10 protein-coding genes and 1 tRNA gene are annotated in these 20,328 nt (G+C 60.1%); 1 reads left to right on the top strand and 10 read right to left on the bottom strand.

Annotated elements, in window-relative coordinates; genetic code table 11:
- Positions 1–53 precede the first annotated feature (53 nt).
- The 5 genes from C7S18_RS09430 to C7S18_RS09410 form a co-directional block, all read right to left on the bottom strand.
- Complete coding sequence (locus C7S18_RS09430; protein ID WP_106891323.1) at positions 54–533, bottom strand: HEPN domain-containing protein; 480 nt, start codon at positions 531–533, stop codon at positions 54–56.
- Entirely contained in the window at positions 530–1,660 is a 1,131-nt protein-coding gene (locus tag C7S18_RS09425) for a DUF262 domain-containing protein (RefSeq protein ID WP_106891322.1), read from the bottom strand. Before C7S18_RS09425 ends, C7S18_RS09430 begins: the two co-directional genes overlap by 4 nt.
- Positions 1,657–5,736 (bottom strand): LVIVD repeat-containing protein, encoded by a 4,080-nt coding sequence (locus C7S18_RS09420; RefSeq protein WP_206208003.1) that lies wholly within the window; start codon positions 5,734–5,736, stop codon positions 1,657–1,659. Before C7S18_RS09420 ends, C7S18_RS09425 begins: the two co-directional genes overlap by 4 nt.
- 208 nt (positions 5,737–5,944) lie before the next feature.
- A complete protein-coding gene (locus C7S18_RS09415; RefSeq protein WP_106891321.1) occupies positions 5,945–7,804 on the bottom strand; it encodes a hypothetical protein in 1,860 nt (619 codons plus the stop codon).
- 1 nt (position 7,805) lies between these two features.
- On the bottom strand, positions 7,806–9,827 hold the full coding sequence (locus tag C7S18_RS09410) for a GlcG/HbpS family heme-binding protein (protein WP_106891320.1): 2,022 nt from the start codon (positions 9,825–9,827) through the stop codon (positions 7,806–7,808).
- A 342-nt stretch (positions 9,828–10,169) separates the two neighbouring features.
- Here C7S18_RS09410 and C7S18_RS09405 point away from each other — a divergent pair, with 342 nt between their 5' ends.
- On the top strand, positions 10,170–14,687 hold the full coding sequence (locus C7S18_RS09405; RefSeq protein WP_146151842.1) for a PKD domain-containing protein: 4,518 nt from the start codon (positions 10,170–10,172) through the stop codon (positions 14,685–14,687).
- A gap of 534 nt (positions 14,688–15,221) precedes the next feature.
- Here C7S18_RS09405 and C7S18_RS09400 read toward each other — a convergent pair.
- The 5 genes from C7S18_RS09400 to C7S18_RS09380 all read right to left on the bottom strand — a co-directional run bounded on the left by C7S18_RS09400 (position 15,222) and on the right by C7S18_RS09380 (position 20,216).
- A tRNA-Asn gene (locus tag C7S18_RS09400) sits at positions 15,222–15,297 on the bottom strand.
- Between the two features lie 152 nt (positions 15,298–15,449).
- Positions 15,450–16,634, bottom strand: a complete 1,185-nt coding sequence (locus C7S18_RS09395; protein ID WP_106891318.1) for a cell surface protein — start codon at positions 16,632–16,634, stop codon at positions 15,450–15,452.
- Between the two features lie 150 nt (positions 16,635–16,784).
- Positions 16,785–18,032: a flavodoxin-dependent (E)-4-hydroxy-3-methylbut-2-enyl-diphosphate synthase gene (gene ispG, locus C7S18_RS09390; RefSeq protein WP_106891317.1), complete on the bottom strand. Its 1,248-nt coding sequence runs from the start codon at positions 18,030–18,032 to the stop codon at positions 16,785–16,787.
- Positions 18,029–19,714, bottom strand: coding sequence for a hypothetical protein (locus C7S18_RS09385; RefSeq protein WP_106891316.1), 1,686 nt, complete (start codon positions 19,712–19,714; stop codon positions 18,029–18,031). Before C7S18_RS09385 ends, ispG begins: the two co-directional genes overlap by 4 nt.
- Before the next feature lie 187 nt (positions 19,715–19,901).
- Positions 19,902–20,216 (bottom strand): hypothetical protein, encoded by a 315-nt coding sequence (locus C7S18_RS09380; protein ID WP_106891315.1) that lies wholly within the window; start codon positions 20,214–20,216, stop codon positions 19,902–19,904.
- Between the last annotated feature and the right edge of the window lie 112 nt (positions 20,217–20,328).

Genomic DNA, 20,328 nt, shown 5'->3' with positions numbered 1-20,328 from the left:
GATTCCGGAAATTGTCGGGGCCTCCGGTGAGCTTGTGCTCCACCAAAGATTGACTAAAGGTGAAAATGATTCTCGATGAAAACAAAAACATCGATTGCCCTTTCGAGATGCGTTTCGACCTGACCAATTGTAATTGAACTCTGTTTCCCATGCGCAATCTGGTGCCGATTGTTCATTACAGAATCGATTGAAAGTCTTCGAGCGCCGGCGCCGTCATCAAGGTACTGCTTCAGTGGCACTGAAATTGACTTGTCGAATCTCGCGCACACCTCCTCAATTCGGGAAGCCTTTGGGTTCTGGATTTTCCTGAGGGTATCGAGACAAAAGCTGGCTACCTCCTCTGCGGATCGCTTTGTTACGTAGTCAGCGAACACCTCTGCGAGACTTGTTTCGATGAATCCTGCGCAGATAACACAGAGATAACGCCCCATATGCCCGACCACTTCGTCGGGGAGGTCCTTGTTGGACTTGACAGAAGTTATCAAACGCTTCAGCGAGTCGGCTTTGCCTCTAATTGCATTCGAGCGAATCATGGTTGCTCAAGATACTGCTTGGCTAGCAGGAATCTCAGTTGAACATTCTTCTCGTTAGCGGTCGATTTGCTAATAGCACTGATAAAACCAGGATCAGCGATTAGCTTCGAGTAAGAGCTCGCAATCTTCTCTTGACTAATACTGCCTTGGTTGCTCTGCATCAGGCTTGACAATGCAACCATGAACGCTTCGAGAAGTGCTGCATTCAGTGCGCGCTTGGGGCGAAACGCGCGATCACCAAGAGATGATCGTGCCAATGCGATAACCGCTGAAAACTCCTGCTCAAGCAATCGAGAATCTGCATCTGCGATGTTTTGGTTCTTTTTGCAGAATGAGGATATGAAATCAGTCATTGGTGCTTGGTAGGACTGCCACCCAGTTCGGAAGGCAAGATACCGCGTTATGAGCTCCTGGTCCTTCAACCGTGGGCTGCTTGGCCCGTAAATTGCACGCCAATCAGGATTCGCATTCATGCGCGATAGCGCGGAAATCAGTTGCCCCCTATAGACGGCAGTCCGAATTTCCTGAGGCACTAATTTTCTGCCGCCGGTATTTAGTCTCTCGAAAATGTGATACATGCCGGTGTCATCGTTTTCGGGTGAGTCCTGTCTGACTACCGTTGCATGTATTACAGCATTGTCGAGTGTCCTACGCTCTTCTTCGGAAAGCGTGGCGTAAGTTTTGCCCTCGAGATGTTTCTGGACTTTCTGGAGGCTAAACACTCGGCGAGTTGTCTCGCCATCGATCGGATTGAAGAATCCCTCGTAGAAGAACAATAGGCTCTTAAGCCGTTGTTGTCCATCGATTACGAGGAGTTGCTTTGTCTCATGCTCCGCCGCCAGGAAGACGCCTGGGACTGGCAATCCGAGAAGGAGCGATTCGACAAGGCGAGACGCTTCACTAATGTTCCAGACATAGCTCCGCTGAAAGTCAGGGACAGCTATGTCTCCTCGCTTTAGGCGGCGAACAGCGCCTTCGGTATCATAATCGACGCCAAAGCTAGAGATTGAGTATTTAACTGCCTGCACAGAATCATCATCAAGATTGTCTTCAATATCTTCAATCGGATACTTCTCCAGAATGGCGGCTTCGGTATCGTGACTTGTAGTTAAGTTTGAATTTGTCATCGGATGTCATCCTTGCCACTGGCCTGTTGAGTATCAATCGTCCGATTAGCCTTCCACTCCAACGGCTTCGAAATCACCCCATTCGGCCCCTCCACCTGATCCGTCACGGTCCAAGGCTTGCCCTGGCTGTCCAGATACAACCGCTCCATCTCCGGATGGGTGAACGGTCTGGAGCCAATACGGCCCAACACGGCAATCTGGCCACCTGTCTCATCCACCGCACGATCGCGTTCTAAGCCGCGGCTCAGCGACAAAGCCGGCGACGGGGTTTGCCAGTGGGCGATTAGCTGCGGCTTCGGCTGTGGGCTGAAGCCGTAGAACTTGGGTTGGGTTTCGGGGGAGAAGAGTTGGACGACTTTTAGGCCGTGGGTGCCGTCGGCGATGTAGGCGTAGAGGGAGGCGTTAGTGCTGGCGACGACGACGTCGCGGGCGTCCTGGATTTGGCCGTTGGCGTTGAACATTTGGTACAGCGTGGGCGCCTCGGGTTTCGTCACGTTGACGATGGCGATGCCCTCAGCGCCGTTGGCGATGTAGGCGTAGGTGCGGGCGACGTGCAGCTTATGGGCGCTGGCGAGCGTGACGCTAGCGCCGGTGAGTCTTGGGGCATCGGGTTTGGTGACGTCGACGACTTCGAGTCCTTTCGCGGTGGTCACGAACAGGTAGCGGAACTGGACTTGGCTCGCGCGTGGGTCGTTGAGGGCAATCGTGGTGACGTAGCGGGGCTTGAGTGCTTCGGTCATGTCGAGTACGACAATGCCCTTGGGCGTGGCCGCGTAGAACCAGGTGCCGGCAATGGCGAGGTGGCGGACGCCGGTCAGCACGCCGTTTTCGTTCCAGGTGAGGGCGCGGTCGAGGTGGTTGTTGCGGAACTCGCCGTCGGACAAGGTGTTGACGTCGACGAGGATCAGGCCTTCTTCGGCATCGGTCACAAACGCGTAGTTGTAGATGCTGAGGAACGCCTGCTCCATGTTGGTCACGCGCATCAGGTCGCCTTGATTGCGGGCCGGATGGATGGGCTGGGTGGTCGGCAATACCACGCACGTGGCGTTCTTCGATTCGACGTTGATGTCTTGACCGAGTTCGGAGCTCGGTGCGCTGACGATGCGTTGTGAGAAGCCTTTGTTGGCAACGGACGCGATGTCATAGACGCGCAGGCCCTTGCTGCCTTCGGCGACAAACAGATATTCGCCGCGATGCTGCAGGCACTGAGCCGCGTTGGATTTGTGGTTGTAGCCTTCGGGCAGTTCCTGGCCGCGCTTGGTGTGTTTCTCAAAGCGCTCGGGGTAGGCGTAGCGGTGCAGGTACGAGCCGATCACGGCTTGCGGTTCATCCCACTCGGTGACTGGGATCGCGCTGATGGACTTCTCGCCGCCGACAAACGCGTTGAAGCCGAGGAAGTCGACAAAGTCGGTGCCTTGCAGCAGCAACTGGGCCATGATGGCGTTGTTGTCGTTCTGCTCGCTTAAGTGGCAATCGGTACACGTCTTGGTTTCGCCGCGGCGCTCGGTGTGCGGGTAGTGTGGTGCGAAGGCTTGCGACGAGAAGCCCGACGCAGCAATCGGTGGTTGCTGGATGTAGATGCGTTCGCGATTGCTGTTGGTCGAACTGAGGACGAGCGCCGAGCTGGAGCGGACCGGTGCGATCTTGTTGCCTTTGATCTCGCCATGAATGCCGAGCTGGAACATGTCGTCACGCGCGACTTGTGGGTTGTACGTCGCAAAGTTGCGCGTGTCGCCGCCTTCGTAGTGGTTGCGCGGGGTCTTCCAGTTGGCCTGGATCGGCAGATGGCAGCCGCCGCAGCTCGTGGTCCACGAGGTGTGGCAGGTGTAGCAGAGCATCTTGTCTTCGTTGTGCGCGCGCTCGGCCTTGGGCACATCGGCGCCCCAGGTTTGGTTGTTCGGGTTGTTGGAAACGGTGTGGGCGCGCGTGGCTTTGGCGTTGTAGTCCGGCTTCTGGCTGTCTGACGTGTCTTTCAGCAGCGACAAGGTCCATTCCAAACCGGGCGTGCCGACGGAGCGTTGGATCAGCTTGCCATCGACCCACTCAAAGCGCTTCTTGCCGTCCGGGTTGCGGAGTAGGGCGAGTTGCTTGCCTTTCGGACTGGCCATCGGCCCACTGGTCGAGAGGTTCGGATACGCGTCGGGTGTGCCATGGCAGTCCTGGCATTGGATTTCGACACCGGCCATGACTTCGCCAACGATGTGGCCATTGCTGTGCGCATCTTGCGAGAAGTGGCAGTCCACGCATTGCAGGCCGAGGTCGACGTGGATCGACGACAGGTGCACGGCTTTCTCGAACTTCTTCGGGTCAGTGTCGTCGATGGGTTGATTGTCGGCGGTCAGCAGGGTGCCTTCGCGATCACGCTTGAACACGGCGCGGAAGTTCCAGCCGTGGCCGTGATAGTCGGCGAATTGCGTGTCCTTGAGGTTCGGGTTGTTCTCGGCGACCTGGTGCAGGAATTTCGGGTCGGACCATAGGCCGCGAATCGCCGCTTCTTCGGGGTTGCGCTCGTTGATCAGGCGAATTTCTTCGTCCGTGGGCTTGGCTTCTTTCTTTGGCCACATGGACGGCGCGTCGGACTCGTAGTCCCACATGATGTAACCGAGCATGGTGTTGATGAACATGTTCGGCTGATGCATGTGGCACACCATGCACTGGCTGGTGGGGATGGCGCGGGTGAACTCGTGCTTCAGTGGGTGGCCGGGTTCGTTCTTCGGGATGGTTGGGTCGATCGTCTGCGTGCTGCCGGTGCTACCGAATTGCGCGTAGCCGGCGGAATGGCGCGGGTCGCGGTCGTTCGCGTAGACAACGTGGCAGGCGGTGCAGCCGGAGGAGCGGAAGTCGCCCGGGTTGTCATTGGTGCCGAGGAACCACAGGTGCGGGTCGTTCAGGCGGGTCTTGTGGATGTTCAACACCGGAATGGCGACGCGTTGACCGGTGCCGGGGCCGCGGTTGCTTTGTTTGAGGTCGGGGCGGCCGGGTTCTTCCAGGCGTTGGATCTGGCCGAGGGAGTTCGGCAAGCCGGTTTCGGCGAACGTGGTGTTGATGTTGCGGCCGCCGCGTTCGAAGACGCGGAAGATGTCGGCGGGTGGGATGACTTCCCAAGCCGGCAGTGGGAACAGCTGCGGCAGGATGCCGCGGGCCATCATCTTTTCATCGCCGGTGGCGATCAGGGCTTTGACGATGTTGGGTTCGGAATCGCGGGTGTAGCTCTCGCCGAGGATGTAGCGCTTGTACGGGAGAATGCCATTATTGTAGCTCGCACCGCCCCAGAGCATGGCGCTGGTGGCCATGAGGCTGCGTTCGACGGCTTGCACGGTTTGCAGATGGCAGGCACCGCAGGCTTCGCGCGCAATGCGCAGATCACCTGGGTTGACGAAGCGGATGAATTCGGGGGCTTCTTTGTTGAGCTTGGCGAAGTTGCCCGGTGGGTTTGCGCTGCTTGGGAAATGGCTCGGGTAGCGCGGCAAGACGTGGGCGTTGTCGATCGCGCTTTGGTACAGCGGGTCGAAGGGCGACGCGTGGCCGAAGTGGTCGTCCTTGTGTTTGCCGAGCTTGCCGTGTTTGGGCACATGCTCGCCGTATTCGACGGCGTGGCGGGGTTCGAAGTCACCGCCTGGCGCTTTGACGGTGGCGTTGCCGCCGTGGCAGTCGGTGCAGCCGAGCACGACCGCTGGGGAGCGGTGCATGGTGTGGCGGTCGGTGGTGGTGTGGCAGGTGACGCAGCCGGCGCTTTTGGCGTCGGCTTCGGCTTGGGTTTGGTTTTCAGGGGCGGCCGGGGCGGTGACGTAGGTGCGGTCGACGGGTTTTTCTTCGGCGGCGATTGCGTTGGTTGCGGTGAACGACAGCAGGGTGAATGTGAGGCTGGCGGCGATGGCGAGGATCTTTCGCAGATTGCCCTGGGTCCCGACTTTCGTCGGGATGACGGTGTTTTGGGGGTTGGTCGCGAGGTTGCTCTGGGTCCCGACTTTCGTCGGGATGACGAGGGTGGTGGTTCGCGGGCGGTTTTTGTTGTCGTCATCCCGACGAAAGTCGGGATCGAGGTGTGCTGGGGTGCGACTGGAAGCTTGCGGCAAGTAGCCCTCTCCCCGGCCCTCTCCCACTGGCGTGGAAGCGGGAGAAGTGGGGGCCTCTCCTGCTCGCGTGGGAGCGGGAGAAGTGGGGGCTTGCGCTGAGGTGGGAGCGGCGGATGTTTGGCTCCCTCTCCCGCGATAGCGGGGGAGGGTTGGGGAGGGGGCTGCTTGCGAAATCGGGGCATTCAGCATCGAAGTCATGGGGGTGTCCTCAGTAGCTGAAGATGAAATTGCCGAGTACGGTGTAGTACGTGTCGTCGTCGCCGTAGAGATCTTTCATGCCGTCGCCCGGAAAGAGCAGGGCGCCGGACAGGCGGAGCACGATGTTTTGCGTGGCGTACGGGCGCCAGATGTAGGCGAGCGAGAGATCGGTGCCGATGTGTTCGTCGATCGGGCTTTGGTTGCGCGCGACTTCGAGCACGGCGCTGTCATCGAACCAGAGTTCGTTGACGTTCACGCTGACGCGGGACTCGGGGGTGATGTCGAAATCGGCACCGAGGCCGACGAGATGCAAACCGGGGTTCTCGAAATTCGATTGGCCGAGTTCGCGCGAGGAGCGCAGTGACGGCAACAACGAGTTGCGGCCGGCGAGTGCGACGCCACCGCCGCCAATCAGCGGGATGTTCTGGCGGATCCAGTAACTCGTGTCGGCGCCGGCGAAGATCGGATTTTCGAAGATCGCGTCGTAGCCTTGCGATTTGTCGTCGAATGGGTTGTCGTCGCCACTCGCATACGCAATGGAGGCGCGATAGCGGATCCAGTCGAAGTCCATGGAGGCTTCGGCAGCGAGGAAGCCGGCTTGAATGTCGCTGTCGCGACCGGTGAACGTGTTGTCGTTGTCGCCGAACGCGAAGTAGCCCGACGCGGTCAGGTTGATCCGGCCGAAGTGGCCATCGCCGTTCAGGCCGACATAGGTGACGTCATACTCGCGCGGCATTTCGGTGCCGAGCGACGAGGGGCGCGCGAGAAAGCCATTCTCATCGAAGAAGAACTCATCTTCGCGATTGCGGTTGTGGACGATGGTCGCTTGCGACGTGAAGCCTTTGACGGGCCAGTCCTGGTGATAGACGTTTGCGATGAAGATGTCGTCATCGCGCAGGCCTTCGCCGATGTCGTTGAGGCCTGAGTTCGTGTCCTTCTCGATGCGGCGGAACCACGCGAGGTTGTACTGCCACAAGTTGTTGTCGCGGTTGCCAAAGAGGCGCGCGCCAAACTGCAGGTCTTGAAACAGGAACCCGCGGAAGTCGGTCGAGAAGGGTTGGATGCCAAAGCGCACGGCATCGAAATCGTAGCGATCGGAGACGTCGCGCAGATGCTTATCAACAAAGAGTTCCTGCACCGCCAAGAAGCCATCGTCACGCGTGTCGCCCAGGCGTGGGTCGATCTGCAATATGCGGACGTCGTCGACATCGACGCGGTTGTAGTTTGCAGCAAGCGTCAAGCGATATTCGTATTCTGGCGGCTTGAACGTGGTGTTGCCTTTGTAATAGACGATGCCGGCGAGCACGGTCTGCGAGAAGATCGTTTGATCGATGCCGGAGAAGATGTCGTTTTGCGCCGGGTCGTCGGACGAGATGATGCCGGTGGGGGCCGGAATCGAGCGCGGCTCGATCACCGTATCGGCGATGCCGATCAGGCTCAGGAACCAGTCTTCGCCATGAATCGGTTTGTCGCCCTTATACACGTTGTTGTTGTACGGGTCGTACCAGGGGTACTTCACGCCGAGCGTTTCCATGATGCGCCAACGATCGGGCACGGGCACGAACTCGCCGATGACATCGGCCGGCGCAGGCTCAATCGCACCATCGTTGCGATCGGGAAAGTCCGGCTTCTCGGGTGCGGGGTGACCCGGACGACGGCGTGGAATGCCGGAAGCATAAGGATCGTAAGGCCCAGCGAGCCCGATCACCGAGATCAAGTCAAAACTGACCATGCCGTCGTCAATCGGAATGGCTTGGCTGCTGCCAGCGCCAATGGCCAGCAGTAGACCAAATGCCACATGCTGACTGAGTTTGGACCAGCGGGGTGTGCCACGGGTGTGGCGCGAGCGGAACGTGGAGATCGGACGCATATCACTTACCCTCGCAGACGTTTTGCTCGGTCGAATTCAAGAATGGCGCCTGCGGACATTGCACATAGCGGAGGCGTGTGTTGTCGGGCACGAGCAAGTCGGCGCGAATGCCGGGTGGCGCGTTGCCGAATCCGCTGTTCAGCGCGGTGGCAGCGTTGTGCAGGCCGAGAAAGGCGATCATGTCGTCCTGGTCCACACCATCACCGGACACACCGATAGCGCCGATGAGCACATCGCCGCGATAGATCGGCACGCCACCAGGGAAGATCTGGATGCCGTTCTTGACCGAGGCCAAGCGCGTACAGCCGAGATTGGTGCCTTCGGGGCGGAGTTCGAGAATGGGATTCGCGTTGGCGGTGAGGTAAGCGGTCAGAATCTGTGTGATCTGGTTGTACGCGAGATCCAACTGCAGGCCATCGGTGAACGGGCTCCAAGCCGGGAACGGCTTGCTGAACGGGCCGTTGTTCGTGCCATCCAAGCCATCTGGGAAGAACGGGCGCGCGATATTGCCCACCGCGCGGGCGCTGATCGCGAAGGGGCCAGAGGCACTGGCAGGGGCGCCGTCGCCGCCCAGAAAGTCCGTTCGGCCGAAGAATGAACGCGTGGGCGCGACATAGGCCGTTGCGATCGAGAAGCCGGGTTGTGCCGCTCCGGTGGGCGAGAGATACACCACTGGCGGTAACGCGCTGAGCTGCTGGGCGGCGGTCGACAAACTCATGAAGCTGGCGGTGCGCGCCTTCTGCAGCGCTACATCCAGACCGAAAATCGGGGCGTCGCGGGTGCGGGCGAGCGCGAGCACGGTGCCGCTGGTATCGACGACGGTAATCGACACACGTGCCTGCGAATTGGTCGGGCGGCGAATTTGTGCGCGCGCGCGGTTCGCGACCGTCAGCGCCTCCTGCACGATTCGCCGCACTTCCGCAGTGGTCAGGCCTTGCGCCACACCGGAACTACGCGGGGCATAACGCGGTTGGCCCTGATCATCGACGAGCACAAATGCGTCGAGCCCAGCGTATTCGGTCGTGGCCGGCGCAATGCCGGACGCCGCTGTGCCAAACGCGGTACCCGGCACAATCGTTGCGCCATTCGTGAACGCGAACAGGCTGAGCAGGCTACCGCCGGTCAGGCCGCTGAATCCCGGTGCAGTGCTCGGGTCGCGGCCGAGGTCGGAGAACTCAACGTCGGTAAAGCGGAACGTCTTGCCATCCGCCGTGATGCGATCACCGCGGCGATCTTGTGGTGCCGAAAAGCCAAACGTGCCGGCCCACGCGATGTATTCGTCGGCATTGCGATCGAAGTCGCTGATGTTGCGGTCGAGGCCGTAGGTGTCGTCTGCCGCAACGCCGATACCGCCGACTGGCGTGCCGTTCTTGTAGAGCGGAAAGCCGCCCGGATCGGCCGACAAACCGAGTGGCGAGGTTTTCGGGCCAATGGTCGTTGCCGCGCCAGGGGGCAGCACGCCAGCCAGCACCGGGGCGGGGAGGTTGATCAGATCGGAGCACAGCAATTGCGAGAACTGCACGCCAAACAAGGGGCCGCTTGGGCCGCCCGATTCGCCGGGGTTGAAGTGCTCCTGCACGATCTGGCTGGCGGTGCGGGTTGAGAACGCATTGCCTTCGGATGACAGGAACGCGCCGGTGACGGCCTTCGAGATCGCCGCCAGCTCACTTGGGATGATGCTGACGCCTTCGAGGCCGCCTTGAACGCCGCGGCCAGAGCTGATCGTCACCTGCGTGCGGGCGCCGTTCATGCGGTACACGCCGAGCACGTTGCCGACGCGATCCACCACCGCAATCGTGGCGGGTGCATTCTGCGCGCCGGCCTCATTGACGGCCTGAGCGATGATCTTTTGGACATCGGCGACCGTCAGAAAGGTGCCCGCGTTGGCGCACTGGCCGGTGCACTCCACTGGGGTAGGCGGTGGCGCCGTACCCACCGGATCGGGTGAATTGCCACTGCCACTGCAGGCAGCCAGCACCGCGATCGGGGCACTGATCAGCAACCGCTTTGCAAGCCTGTTCATTCTGCGTCTCCCCAGACTCAATCTTCACTAGATGTTACGTGACTGTCCGGTCACACTCAACCTTGAAACTATTCAAAGGGATAGAACGCACGCGAGAATTTGATGGGGCGCTCAGAAATGGCAAGATGACACCGGTAGTCTGGCGATCTGGTCGAGGCAAGGCGCACGTATGAGTTTGATCGGGGGCCGCTTGTGGCTTGATCGGATAACCTGTGATTTTACGCGTACCATTGTCAGCTGCCGGTCGGAATGTCAGGCTGAACGCTCAAGTTCGATGTCCAGTCTTGGTGGATTCAGGACAGATTTTGTTGATAGCGCGTTTGGATCACGGAAGGGCAATTCATGTTGAGTAGGCGGCTTGTGGTTGGTGTGGTCTTGGTGTTTGCGACCGTTTCGGGGGCATGGGCCCATGGGTTGGTCGAAAGCGACGTACCGGTCACCGTTCCGGTGCCCAAACTGGTGGCGCCCGATGCCGTGTTCCGCTCCGGATTCGAGAACGAGTCCGCGAGTGCGATTCTTGCGGAAACGGCCCGGCCGACCGATGCGGATCAGTTGAAGCACGACGCGATTCCCGAAATTTCGGTGCAGTTTGTCCCTGGTGCGATCACAACCGGTGACGTGCGGCTGTTCGTCAATGAGATCGACGTGACCGCGCAGGCGGACATTCAGAGCTCGGGCATTCGGTATGTGCCCGGTACGGCCTATCCAGAAGGTCGGCAGTTCGTGCGGGTTGAGGCGGGGTCGAATCAGCACAGCTGGAATTTCCTGACTGCTACCGCGCCCCAAGTCGCCCGGAGTCCGCTGGACGAGTCGACCTTGCCCCCTGGCGCGAGGCCAGACATCACCATTCAATTCTCTGATCTTGGGTCTGGTATCGACCCGGACCGAACGCGTCTCTACATTCTGGGCGGCAACTACAGTGAGGACACCGATGTCACCGACCTCGCGACGAGAACGGATTCGAGTATCTCGTTCACGCCCGCGGCGCCGTTGGCGGACGACCGCTACTTTGTTGACGTAGAGGTTTTTGATCGGGCCGGCAATCCAGGCTTGGGGTACAACGCGATTTGGTTCCAGGTTGGCGGTGCACCGCAACTGCTGAGTGTCGAGCCGGCCAGTGATGATGCCCTGATCCCGTTTGGCACGCCGCCGCTGATTCGCGTTCATTTCAACGCTGGCAGTCACCCGATGGCCGACTATTCGTTGTCGGTTGATGGCGAGCCGGTGCCCGAGCCGAACGTCGAGACGCGCCCGGACGGCAGCTTGGTTCTGACGTATCTGGTGCCGGAAGGGCCGCTCAGAAACCACTGCTTTAGTTTTGAAGCCCGCAACACGAAAGCGCTGCGGACCGTGCTGTCGCGCTGTTTCACGATCGATATCGAACGCGATCAGCAGTTTGAAATTCTCTCGCCGCAAGACAACGCAGTCGTCTCGAGTGCAACGCTCGAAGTGCGGGTGCGCGCATTCGAAGATGGCCGCGTGGTGGAGGATGTGACGATCAATGGCGAAGGCGCGCTGGTGGAATTGGACCGGTCGGTCAAGCCACCCGCGTATCGCTATCACTACTTGGACACCGTCGCGTTGAGTCCCGGGGCGAACCAGATCACGGTCCGGGTCCAGTTCCGGAATGGCGTGGTCAGAACAGAGCAGATTCAGGTCACGCTGACGCCGGCACCGACCGTGCAGATCGATACGCCTCGCGATTGGGAAACCCTGGGACCTGTGAATCCGCAACAACCTGGTCCCGGTGCGGCAGCGAATCTGACGGGTGATGTGCAACGCCCCGTTCTGATTCAGGGCTCCACGTCTGCGCCAGTCAGTCGCGTGGAAATCAACCAGCAACAGGCGACCCTGTCGCCGGATGGTCGGTCGTTCAGCTTTCCCAATTTTTTTTTGCACGAGGGCACTAACCTGATCAGTGCGACCGCGACCGATACCTTTGGTCGCGCCGTGTCGCAACAGATCACCGTCTATGTCGATCAGACCGCACCGGTCTTGACCGTCGCCGCGCCAGCGCAAGATGCGGTGGTGTCGACCCAGACGGTAGACGTGCGCGGTATCGCGAACGACGCCGTCGAAGGGCGTGTGGGCACCACCCACCCGGAAGCGCGGGTCTTGAACCTGAGCAACGGCTCGGTGGTGGTGGCGCAAGTCGGTAACCTCGGGTTTCTGGCGACCGATGTGCCGCTCGAAGTCGGCGCCAACATACTGCGTGTGAGCGCCATCGATGCACTGGGCAATCGCCGGAGCCAGGACATTCGAGTCGTTCGTAGTGGCGCGGGCGCCGAGCGCTTGCTGCAGGTGTCGGGGAATCGCCAGCAAGCGCTTGCTGGTGCCGAATTGCCGCAGCCGTTGACCGTTCAGGCGGTTGACAACACGGGTGAACCCATGGCCAATGAGACCGTGCGCTTTGACATTGTTCGTGGCAGCGGTTCGATTCGATCGGGAAGCGAACCCAATCGTCCCGACGGTGTCACCCCGGCGCGCAACCTGAGTGTTCAGACCGACGCGACGGGACTGGCGCAGGTCTGGTTGCGCTTGGGCCAAGATGCGCGCCCGGGTAGCGACATGGTGCAAGTGTCGCGGCCCGATCAAGCGGAAGTCGTCGTGTTCACGGCCAGTGCGGAAGTTGGGGAAGCGCATCAGATTGGTCTGTTTGGCGCGTCTGGGGCGCAGTATGTGTCGACCTTGAGCGCGCCCCTGGAAGCATTGCTGGTGCAGGTGTTGGATGCCGCTGACAACCCGGTTGCGGATGCGACCGTTGAATTCCAGGTGGTGTCGGGCCCGGGATCGTTCCGTGCCACGTCCGCGCCCGGTGGCGTGGTGACGCCCGATGCGCGCCGTATTCGCACTCATACCGATCGCAACGGGATTGCGGCGGCCCGTCCCGATACGGGCGCTGATGCCGGGACCTTGCTGATCAGCGCTGCCGTTGTGCGTGACGATGACAGCAGGCTTGGCGATGTCCGGTTTCAACTCGAGGTTTTGGCTCGGCGTGACGCCGCGACTGCGTTGTCGGGTGTCGTCATGGATCACGACGGGAGCGCCATTGAAGGTGTCCGGCTATCCATCGGGCGTACGGCGCTGACGACGCTGTCGGACGCCTCTGGCTTCTTTCAATTCAGCGATCAGGTACCGGCCGGCAAGATCGACCTGTTTGTCGATGGGCGAGACGTGCAGTTCACCCGCGGCGGATCGCAGTTCGAGTATCCGGCGTTGCATTTTGAATCGGCCGTGATTCAAGGCGAAGCCAATCGATTGCCGCATCCCATCTATCTGCCGCCGGTGGAGACGAGCCGCACCGTGTTGGTCGGTGGCGCAGAGGATGTCCGTTTGACGGTGCCTGGCTTTGAGGGCTTTGAGATGTTGGTGCGAGCCAACAGTGTGACGTTTCCGGACGGCAGCCGGATCGGCCCGTTGGTGGTTAGCGCCGTGCATGCCGACCGGCTCCCGATGGTGCCGCCTGGACTGGCCGGGCAGTTCGCGGGAATTGGTTGGACGATCCAGCCTACCAATACGCGTTTTGACCCGCCGATCCAGGTATCCATTCCCAATACGGATGGCCTCGCAGCGGGCCGCAGCCTGCCGATCTTCCAGTGGGATCACGATCTGGCGGCGTTTGTTCCGATGGGTTATGGCACCGTCAGCGAAGATGGTTCGCGGATTGTCAGCGATGCTGGATCGGGCATTAGTAAGGCCGGATGGGGCGGTGGCGGCCCGCCGCCACCGCCGCCGAATGACGGCGACAACCAGTGCGAGGTTTCAGGAATAGAACGGGCCGGAACGGCAACGATGACGGTCCTGATCAATGGCAGTCCCGATCCGATTGACGAACCAATTCATCGCAAAGGTACGAAGCTGAAGTTCAAGGCCAGTATTGACGGCGATTGCAAGGATCCGACCATCAGCTGGACCTTTGGCGATGGCAAGTCGGACACAGGGCGTTCCGTCAGCAATCTCTATGAAAAGCCAGAACGATACATGGTGCGCGCGAGTGCGACATGCTCCTGCGGCACGACGGTGGCGCCAGTCGACAAAGAGGTGCGGCTCTACTGTGATCTGAGCAAGCTGGATCAGGACGTGAAGATCGAGACCAAGCGGCACCTGATCAAACGCAACACAAACAAGGCCGCTTCCGAGGACGAATCAATCCGTAAATTCACCACCTTCATCCGTGCCGCACCCAAGGAAATCAAGTTCAAAAGCGGTCTGGAAAAGATCTGTGGCGACAACATCGAGGGTGGCTGGAAAATTGAAGGCAGTGAGCGCGGGGCAGGAGATATCAGTTTTGCGCTGACGCAAAAGGGCCAGTCGAATATCGAATACAAGATCAGCGACTGCGACTTTTGCGAGCCGCGGAATTTTGAGCGCACGTTCGAGATGAATGCCTGTCTGGTTGAAGACGTCAAGAGAGAGATCATCAACTACCTGTCGCCAATGCCACGCTCGAATCGCGAGCAAGGCGGCATCATCAATTGTGAAGCCGGCAACGTCAGTCTGGGAGTAACTGGGCTTTCGAGTGAGACAGAATACTGTAAGGTCACTGGTCTCACGTCATTTTTCGGCAGCGTCGCGGGGTTCCCGCATCGGCATCCGTACTTCGAGACCGCGAGTGATGTAGTGGGGCCGTTTTGTCAAACGATTTACGCCTCTGCCAACCAAGATTTGGCAAAGGCCAACAAGGCCCAACAGAAAGTCAGCTCAAACGACGCCGACAACGCTGATGAGTTGGAGTATTTTGGGGCGGTAGGCTGGTCAGTCGGCTGTTACCCACTGACCGAAGGCGTGAATTTTCGCGATCCGTTGGATGGTGGTCTGACCGATATCTGGACGCGCGGATCGCCACGCTGCAGGCGGTGATGATCCGTTAGTGCTGCGCATAGGTTCACCTCTCGTCACTCCGGACTTGATCCGGGGTGAGGTAGGTGTTGCTGTGCGAACACGGCAGATGCTCTCATCAAACACACGATAACCCGTTGATTTATTTACTCAGTAGATCTACGACTAATGCCCGTCCTGATCGCAAGTAGCCCCCTCCCCGACCCTCCCCCGCGCTCGCGGGGGAGGGAGCGCTCCCTCTCCCACGCGAGTGGGAGAGGGCTGGGGAGAGGGCTACTTGCCACACGGTGCCGTCGTGAGACTCGCGCATCGTCGCTGACAGTTTGATGCGCGAATAGGCGCACCTTCGGTGCGACCATCACTCCCAATCAACGATGCGTGTTTGGCATCGGCGGATGTCACGCCGATCGGACAACCGGAATCTGGATACTGCGCGTGGTGGTCGTGTGGTCGTGCGCTGGCGGCGGGGCAGACACAGCGGGCTGCCAATACGGACTGGTTTATCGAGTTCCGGGCAACAAAAAACCCGCGACAGGCGCGGGTTCTTTTGGAATTTGGCTCCCCGAACTGGATTCGAACCAGTGACACACGGATTAACAGTCCGTTGCTCTACCGACTGAGCTATCGGGGAAGGTGAGCCCGAAATTATGCTGATCTGGCTGTGGGGCGTCAAGCCCCTTTTTGAAAATTGGGTCTGAAAATTCTAAGAGGCCTCAGAAAGTCCGGTATGGACTGCTTCGAGACCCTCGCAAAACGGCCAGATCAGACCCAGGTTTTCGGCAATTACTTCGGGCCGGGCAGGGCGTTCGCGGTTTGCGACAGGGCGACCAAGCGGCGCTTGCCGTCTTCGACCGCGGCCTGGATCTCGCGCTCGTTCGTCGACGAGAGCTGGCGCATTTCGTCGATGATCGTGACCGACTTCTCTTGGAAGTTGACGACGGCATCAACGAGCTTCTTGACGGAGTCGGCTTTGAGCGTCGGGCCATAACCCGCGCGGGTGGCCTCTTCCAGCACCTTGGTGCCGACTTCGCCGAGCGTTTCGAGGCTCTTGTTCATGCCGGCCTTCATCGCTTCGAGTGTCTGCGTCGATTCGTTCAGACCATGCATGCCCGTGAACGAGGCAGACAGCGCCGTGAACACGGTTTCGTTCGTACCGAAGAACGTCACGGCCTGCGAATACACACGTTCCTTTGCGTTGGTGATCTGCATCAGGCGAGCCATGATCACTTCGGTCGTGTTGTAAGAGATCGACAGGTTCTCGGCGAGGTCTTTCGCGATTTGATAGCGCTTGTCCTCGTCTTGCAGCTGGCGCAGCTTGTCGTCGCGCGCGAGCTCTAAGCGGGCCACCAACTCGCGATCTTCGTTCAATTCCTGAGCTTTGACCGCGTCTGCCGCAGATTGCAGTTCCAGGCGCGCTTGACTGAGAATCTCCTCAGCCTTTTTCAGCAGTTGCAAGCCGAGCACTTGCGATTCTTTCAGCGCGCCGCGGAAATCGCGGTATGCATCGAGAATGGTCTGCTCGCGCGTGATTTGATCCTTCGATTCCTTGGCGACTTCGAGATACGTGTCCTTGATGCGCTCAAAGCGGCTCGGAATATCGCCGCGCGTGATCTTCATCCAGATGTTGGACAGGCGCTCCATGGTGTCGATCTTGCCGTCTTCCACTTGCAGGACCATCGCCTTGGCGTCGTCGCGAATGCTGTCGAACGCCGTCGTGATGGCCTTGTAGCGCTCGCCAATGCCCATCTCAGTGATCTGCTCGCGGACCACTTCGTTGAACAGTGTGGCCTGCGACAAGGTGCGGGCGATTGCCAGCGACTTGTCCTGATCCAGGTGACTGATCTTGTTGATCAGCGCGACCACCGGTGCTTCTTCCGGCTGCGATTTGATCAACCCGAGATCGCGCAAGGCACCAAGGGCTTTGTCGAGGCGGGCGAGGGGGGCGAAAGCGGAAGCGACTGAGCTCATGAACGTCCTCAAGGTATAGGCTTGCCCGGAATCATAGGGCGATTCGTGTGAGTGTGGGGTTGATCCGGGCCGTCACAAGCCGCTCCAAGCGCGAAATTCGCCCGGGTGAGTGCGTGAATGAGCATCGCGACGAACGCCGCGGCGACAAACTCAGGCGCGCGGCCGGTAGGTTCGTTCGACGTAGCGCTCGATGATCTCGACGAATTCCTCGCCGATTCGTTCGCCGCGCAGGGTCACTGTTTTCTGGCCGTCTTCAAACACGGGCGCAGTGGGCGCCTCGCCCGTACCTGGCAACGAGATGCCGATATTGGCGTGCTTGGATTCGCCGGGGCCGTTGACGATGCACCCCATCACGGCCAGCGACAAGCTCTCGACACCGGGGTGCTTGAGCCGCCATTCCGGCATCCGCTCGCGCACATGGTCTTGTACCTTCTTGGCCAGTTCTTGGAAGAACGTACTCGTGGTACGACCGCAGCCTGGGCAAGCGGTGACGAGCGGCGTGAACGCGCGGAGGCCCATCGTTTGGAGGAGTTCCTGCGCGACGATCACCTCGCGGGTGCGGGACTCGCCGGGCTCTGGGGTCAACGAAATGCGAATGGTGTCGCCGATGCCCTCCTGCAGCAGGATCGACAATGCTGCGGTCGAGGCGACAATGCCCTTCGAGCCCATGCCGGCTTCGGTCAAGCCCAGATGCAGCGCATAGTCGCAGCGTGCCGCGAGGCTTCGATACACCGCGATCAAGTCCTGCACGCCACTGACTTTGCACGAGAGGATGATGTGGTCACGGCCAAGACCCAGGGTTTCGGCATACGCAGCGGAGTCGAGCGCCGAGCGGATCACCGCCTCGCGCATGACCTCGCTGGCGTCCCAAGGTTCGGCACGCGCATGATTGTCGTCCATCATCTGCGCCAGGATGGCCTGATCGAGACTGCCCCAGTTGACGCCAATACGAACCGGTTTGTCGTAGCGCAACGCCATGTCGATGATCGCGGCAAACTGACCATCGCGCTTGCGCCCAAAGCCCACATTGCCGGGATTGATCCGATATTTGCCCAATGCCTCAGCGCACGCCGGCTCGTTGGTCAGGAGTTGATGGCCGTTGTAGTGGAAGTCACCAATGATCGGTACGTCGATGCCCTTCATGGCTAGCTTGTCGCGAATACGCGGCACGGCCGCCGCTGATTCGGGATTGTTGACGGTGACCCGGACCGCTTCCGACCCGGCACGCCAGAGTTCCCCAATCTGCTTGGCGGTGGCGTCGACATCGGCCGTGTCGGTATTGGTCATCGACTGCACGTGGACGGGATGCGATCCGCCAATCCAAGTATTGCCAACGCGCACAGGCACGCTGGCCCGGCGCCGGCCCGGCGCGGCGTCAAAACGGGTGGGATCAGTCATGCGGTGTGGCTCGGGGCGTCCTTGGGTGCCAGACGCAAGTAAGCGCCGGTGTTTTCCAGCACTTCCACGTCGGTCTGCACGCGCGTTTTGCCGTGATGTTCGCTGAACAACACGGCGGGTTTGGAGAATTCGATGCGCGAGTAGGCCTTATCGCCAATGCTCGGCGCGACAATTGTCACTGCGGCATCGTCGCGGCGCATGGGTGCGAGCTCGATCGCGCGCATCGGGGTTTTGAACACGCCGTTCTGGTCGGCTGGGCGGACGGCTGCCGGTACGGCCTCACGGGCGAGCAGTTCGATACCTGCCTCAACGCGGCCATCGGCATCGAACCGAATCCAGCGAATCGAGCCGACCATCCAATCGCGATCTTCGTCCTCGTCGTTCTCGCCGAGAATCGATAGTCCAATCAGCTCGCCAATCCGGGCTTTGGCGCCCGAGACCGAACTCCATTCCAGGCGATAACCACCGAGCCCCTGATCGAGCACCCGGGCGCGCGTGGCAACCGGTTTGGAGGAGTCGAGCGAGGCGGTCGAATTGGTCCAGGTGGTCGAGCGATCACGCTCGCTCATCGAGATGCCCGGGCCGCGTATGTCCCGCACAAAGCTCTCGAAATCGGTTTTGTTGGCCAAGTGATAGTGCAGGGCTGTCAGGCCAATCAAGGTGTCCAACTCGTGACCGGCGGCCAGACGCTGATGCATGCGGTCGAATACCGGCTTCCAGCAATACATGGCGCGGCGAATCAAGTCTTGGCCGAGCGTGATTGGATTACCGTTGCGGAGTTTGAACGACACCGGTGTGCCCGCCGACGCCGCCATGCTCAATTCCCGCTCCAGGTAAGCGACGGCGCCTTCGGTACCAAAGGACAACAACGCGCCCGCACCGGCCTGGCGCTCTTCCGGCAAATAGCCAGGACCGCGGTCTTCTTCCAGTGGCAGCGCGAACTCGCCACCACCACCGGGTCGCAGCACCGCTTGTTGGGCCCAGACGCGACAAGCGTCAAACGCATCGAGCATGTCGCGCTGGCTGAGCCGATACGGGTTGCTGATCGCAAACAGCAGCGCCTGCTTGTAGCAGAGCTCTGGGCTGACGGTGGCCTTGCCGAGCAAGGGATCGTCGTACTCCTTGTCGCCCAATTGCACGAGTTGGGCAAACCGAATCAGGTCATGCATCGACTTCCAGACGCCCGATTGCGGCGAGGCGTACAGAAGATAACCTCGCAACAATTGCTCGCTCCAATGCGAAATCGCACGGCCCAACGCCATGGCTACGGGTTTGCCTTTCAGGAACGGGACTTTGCCCTCAGGGCCGCAGATTTCGTATGCGGCCATCGTGTAGCCAAGCGCCAGCGCAGCGTGAAAATCGCGCGATTGCAGCCCAAGCTGATACTTGGCACTTGGTAGCGGGAAACTGGAGCCAACCACCTGCCGGTCGGCTTGAGTGATCATTTGCTGGATCGGGCCGCGCAACATCTCGAGCGCCGTCAGGCGTTGATAGCCATCGATCTTCAGCGTGTTGATTTCATTGACCGCCGCCAGCAGCGGTCGGGCAGCGGCCATCGCGTTGCCGAGCGGCAATTGCGCGATCCATTGGCTCAACGCTCGGGCTTCAGTCTGGAATGACTGCTTCGTCGGCGCGCCCCGCTCGGGGAAACGCTCATTGAGCTTTCGATAAATTGGGTTCATCCACGCTCCCGGATCGTCGATCCAGACCCCAGCGCGGCAGTTGTAACCGGTGCGTGCTGGGGCCCAGGTGCGTAGTGTATCGCCGGACGCAAGCCTTGGGATACGGGCGTGTTTGGCAGAACCTCCCGGATTCCCGCCAATCGATCCCCGATTCTGGGGGCCAGGGCGAGTCCCGGGGCAGCTCGCGTTATTCGAATTCCAGAACTAAGTCGTCTTCACAAAAGTCAAACAGCTGTGGACGCGACGTCGTGTCATCGCTGAATGTGGCCCGGAAGTACCACTCGCAGCCAGAATTGTCGGTGCTCCGCGACCACACCATGGTGCGGCTGTCGCCCGATTCGATACCGTAGCCAATGTCGAATTCGCCCCAGTTGCGACCGTCTTCTGACGCTTCCAGCGAGACGATGTCTTCGTCGGTACTGTTCAGTACTTCGAAGGAGTATTCAGCATGAACGGGGGCAGCAATCAGGAACAGCACGGCTAGGCCGAGTTTGCGTAACATCAGGGAGTCTCCACAAGTAAACAGTACGCGACATGCGTGACGGAAGCTTACTGGCTCGTCGTTTGCCTGCCCATGGGGTTGGTGGAAATTTGACGATGGTTGCAAAAACGCA

The organism is Ahniella affigens, from assembly GCF_003015185.1.
GTDB classification, from domain to species: Bacteria; Pseudomonadota; Gammaproteobacteria; order Xanthomonadales; family Ahniellaceae; genus Ahniella; species Ahniella affigens.
The sequence above is the reverse complement of the archived record's forward strand: the minus strand, read 5'-3'. Positions and strand labels throughout refer to the sequence as shown.

Excerpts from the sequence above, each read along its gene's own strand:
- C7S18_RS09430 (WP_106891323.1), bottom strand. The coding sequence starts at position 533 with ATGATTCGCTCGAATGCAATTAGAGGCAAAGCCGACTCGCTGAAGCGT.
- C7S18_RS09425 (WP_106891322.1), bottom strand. The coding sequence starts at position 1,660 with ATGACAAATTCAAACTTAACTACAAGTCACGATACCGAAGCCGCCATT.
- C7S18_RS09415 (WP_106891321.1), bottom strand. The coding sequence starts at position 7,804 with ATGCGTCCGATCTCCACGTTCCGCTCGCGCCACACCCGTGGCACACCC.
- C7S18_RS09410 (WP_106891320.1), bottom strand. The coding sequence starts at position 9,827 with ATGAACAGGCTTGCAAAGCGGTTGCTGATCAGTGCCCCGATCGCGGTG.
- C7S18_RS09405 (WP_146151842.1), top strand. The coding sequence starts at position 10,170 with ATGTTGAGTAGGCGGCTTGTGGTTGGTGTGGTCTTGGTGTTTGCGACC.
- C7S18_RS09395 (WP_106891318.1), bottom strand. The coding sequence starts at position 16,634 with ATGAGCTCAGTCGCTTCCGCTTTCGCCCCCCTCGCCCGCCTCGACAAA.
- ispG (WP_106891317.1), bottom strand. The coding sequence starts at position 18,032 with ATGACTGATCCCACCCGTTTTGACGCCGCGCCGGGCCGGCGCCGGGCC.
- C7S18_RS09385 (WP_106891316.1), bottom strand. The coding sequence starts at position 19,714 with ATGAACCCAATTTATCGAAAGCTCAATGAGCGTTTCCCCGAGCGGGGC.
- C7S18_RS09380 (WP_106891315.1), bottom strand. The coding sequence starts at position 20,216 with ATGTTACGCAAACTCGGCCTAGCCGTGCTGTTCCTGATTGCTGCCCCC.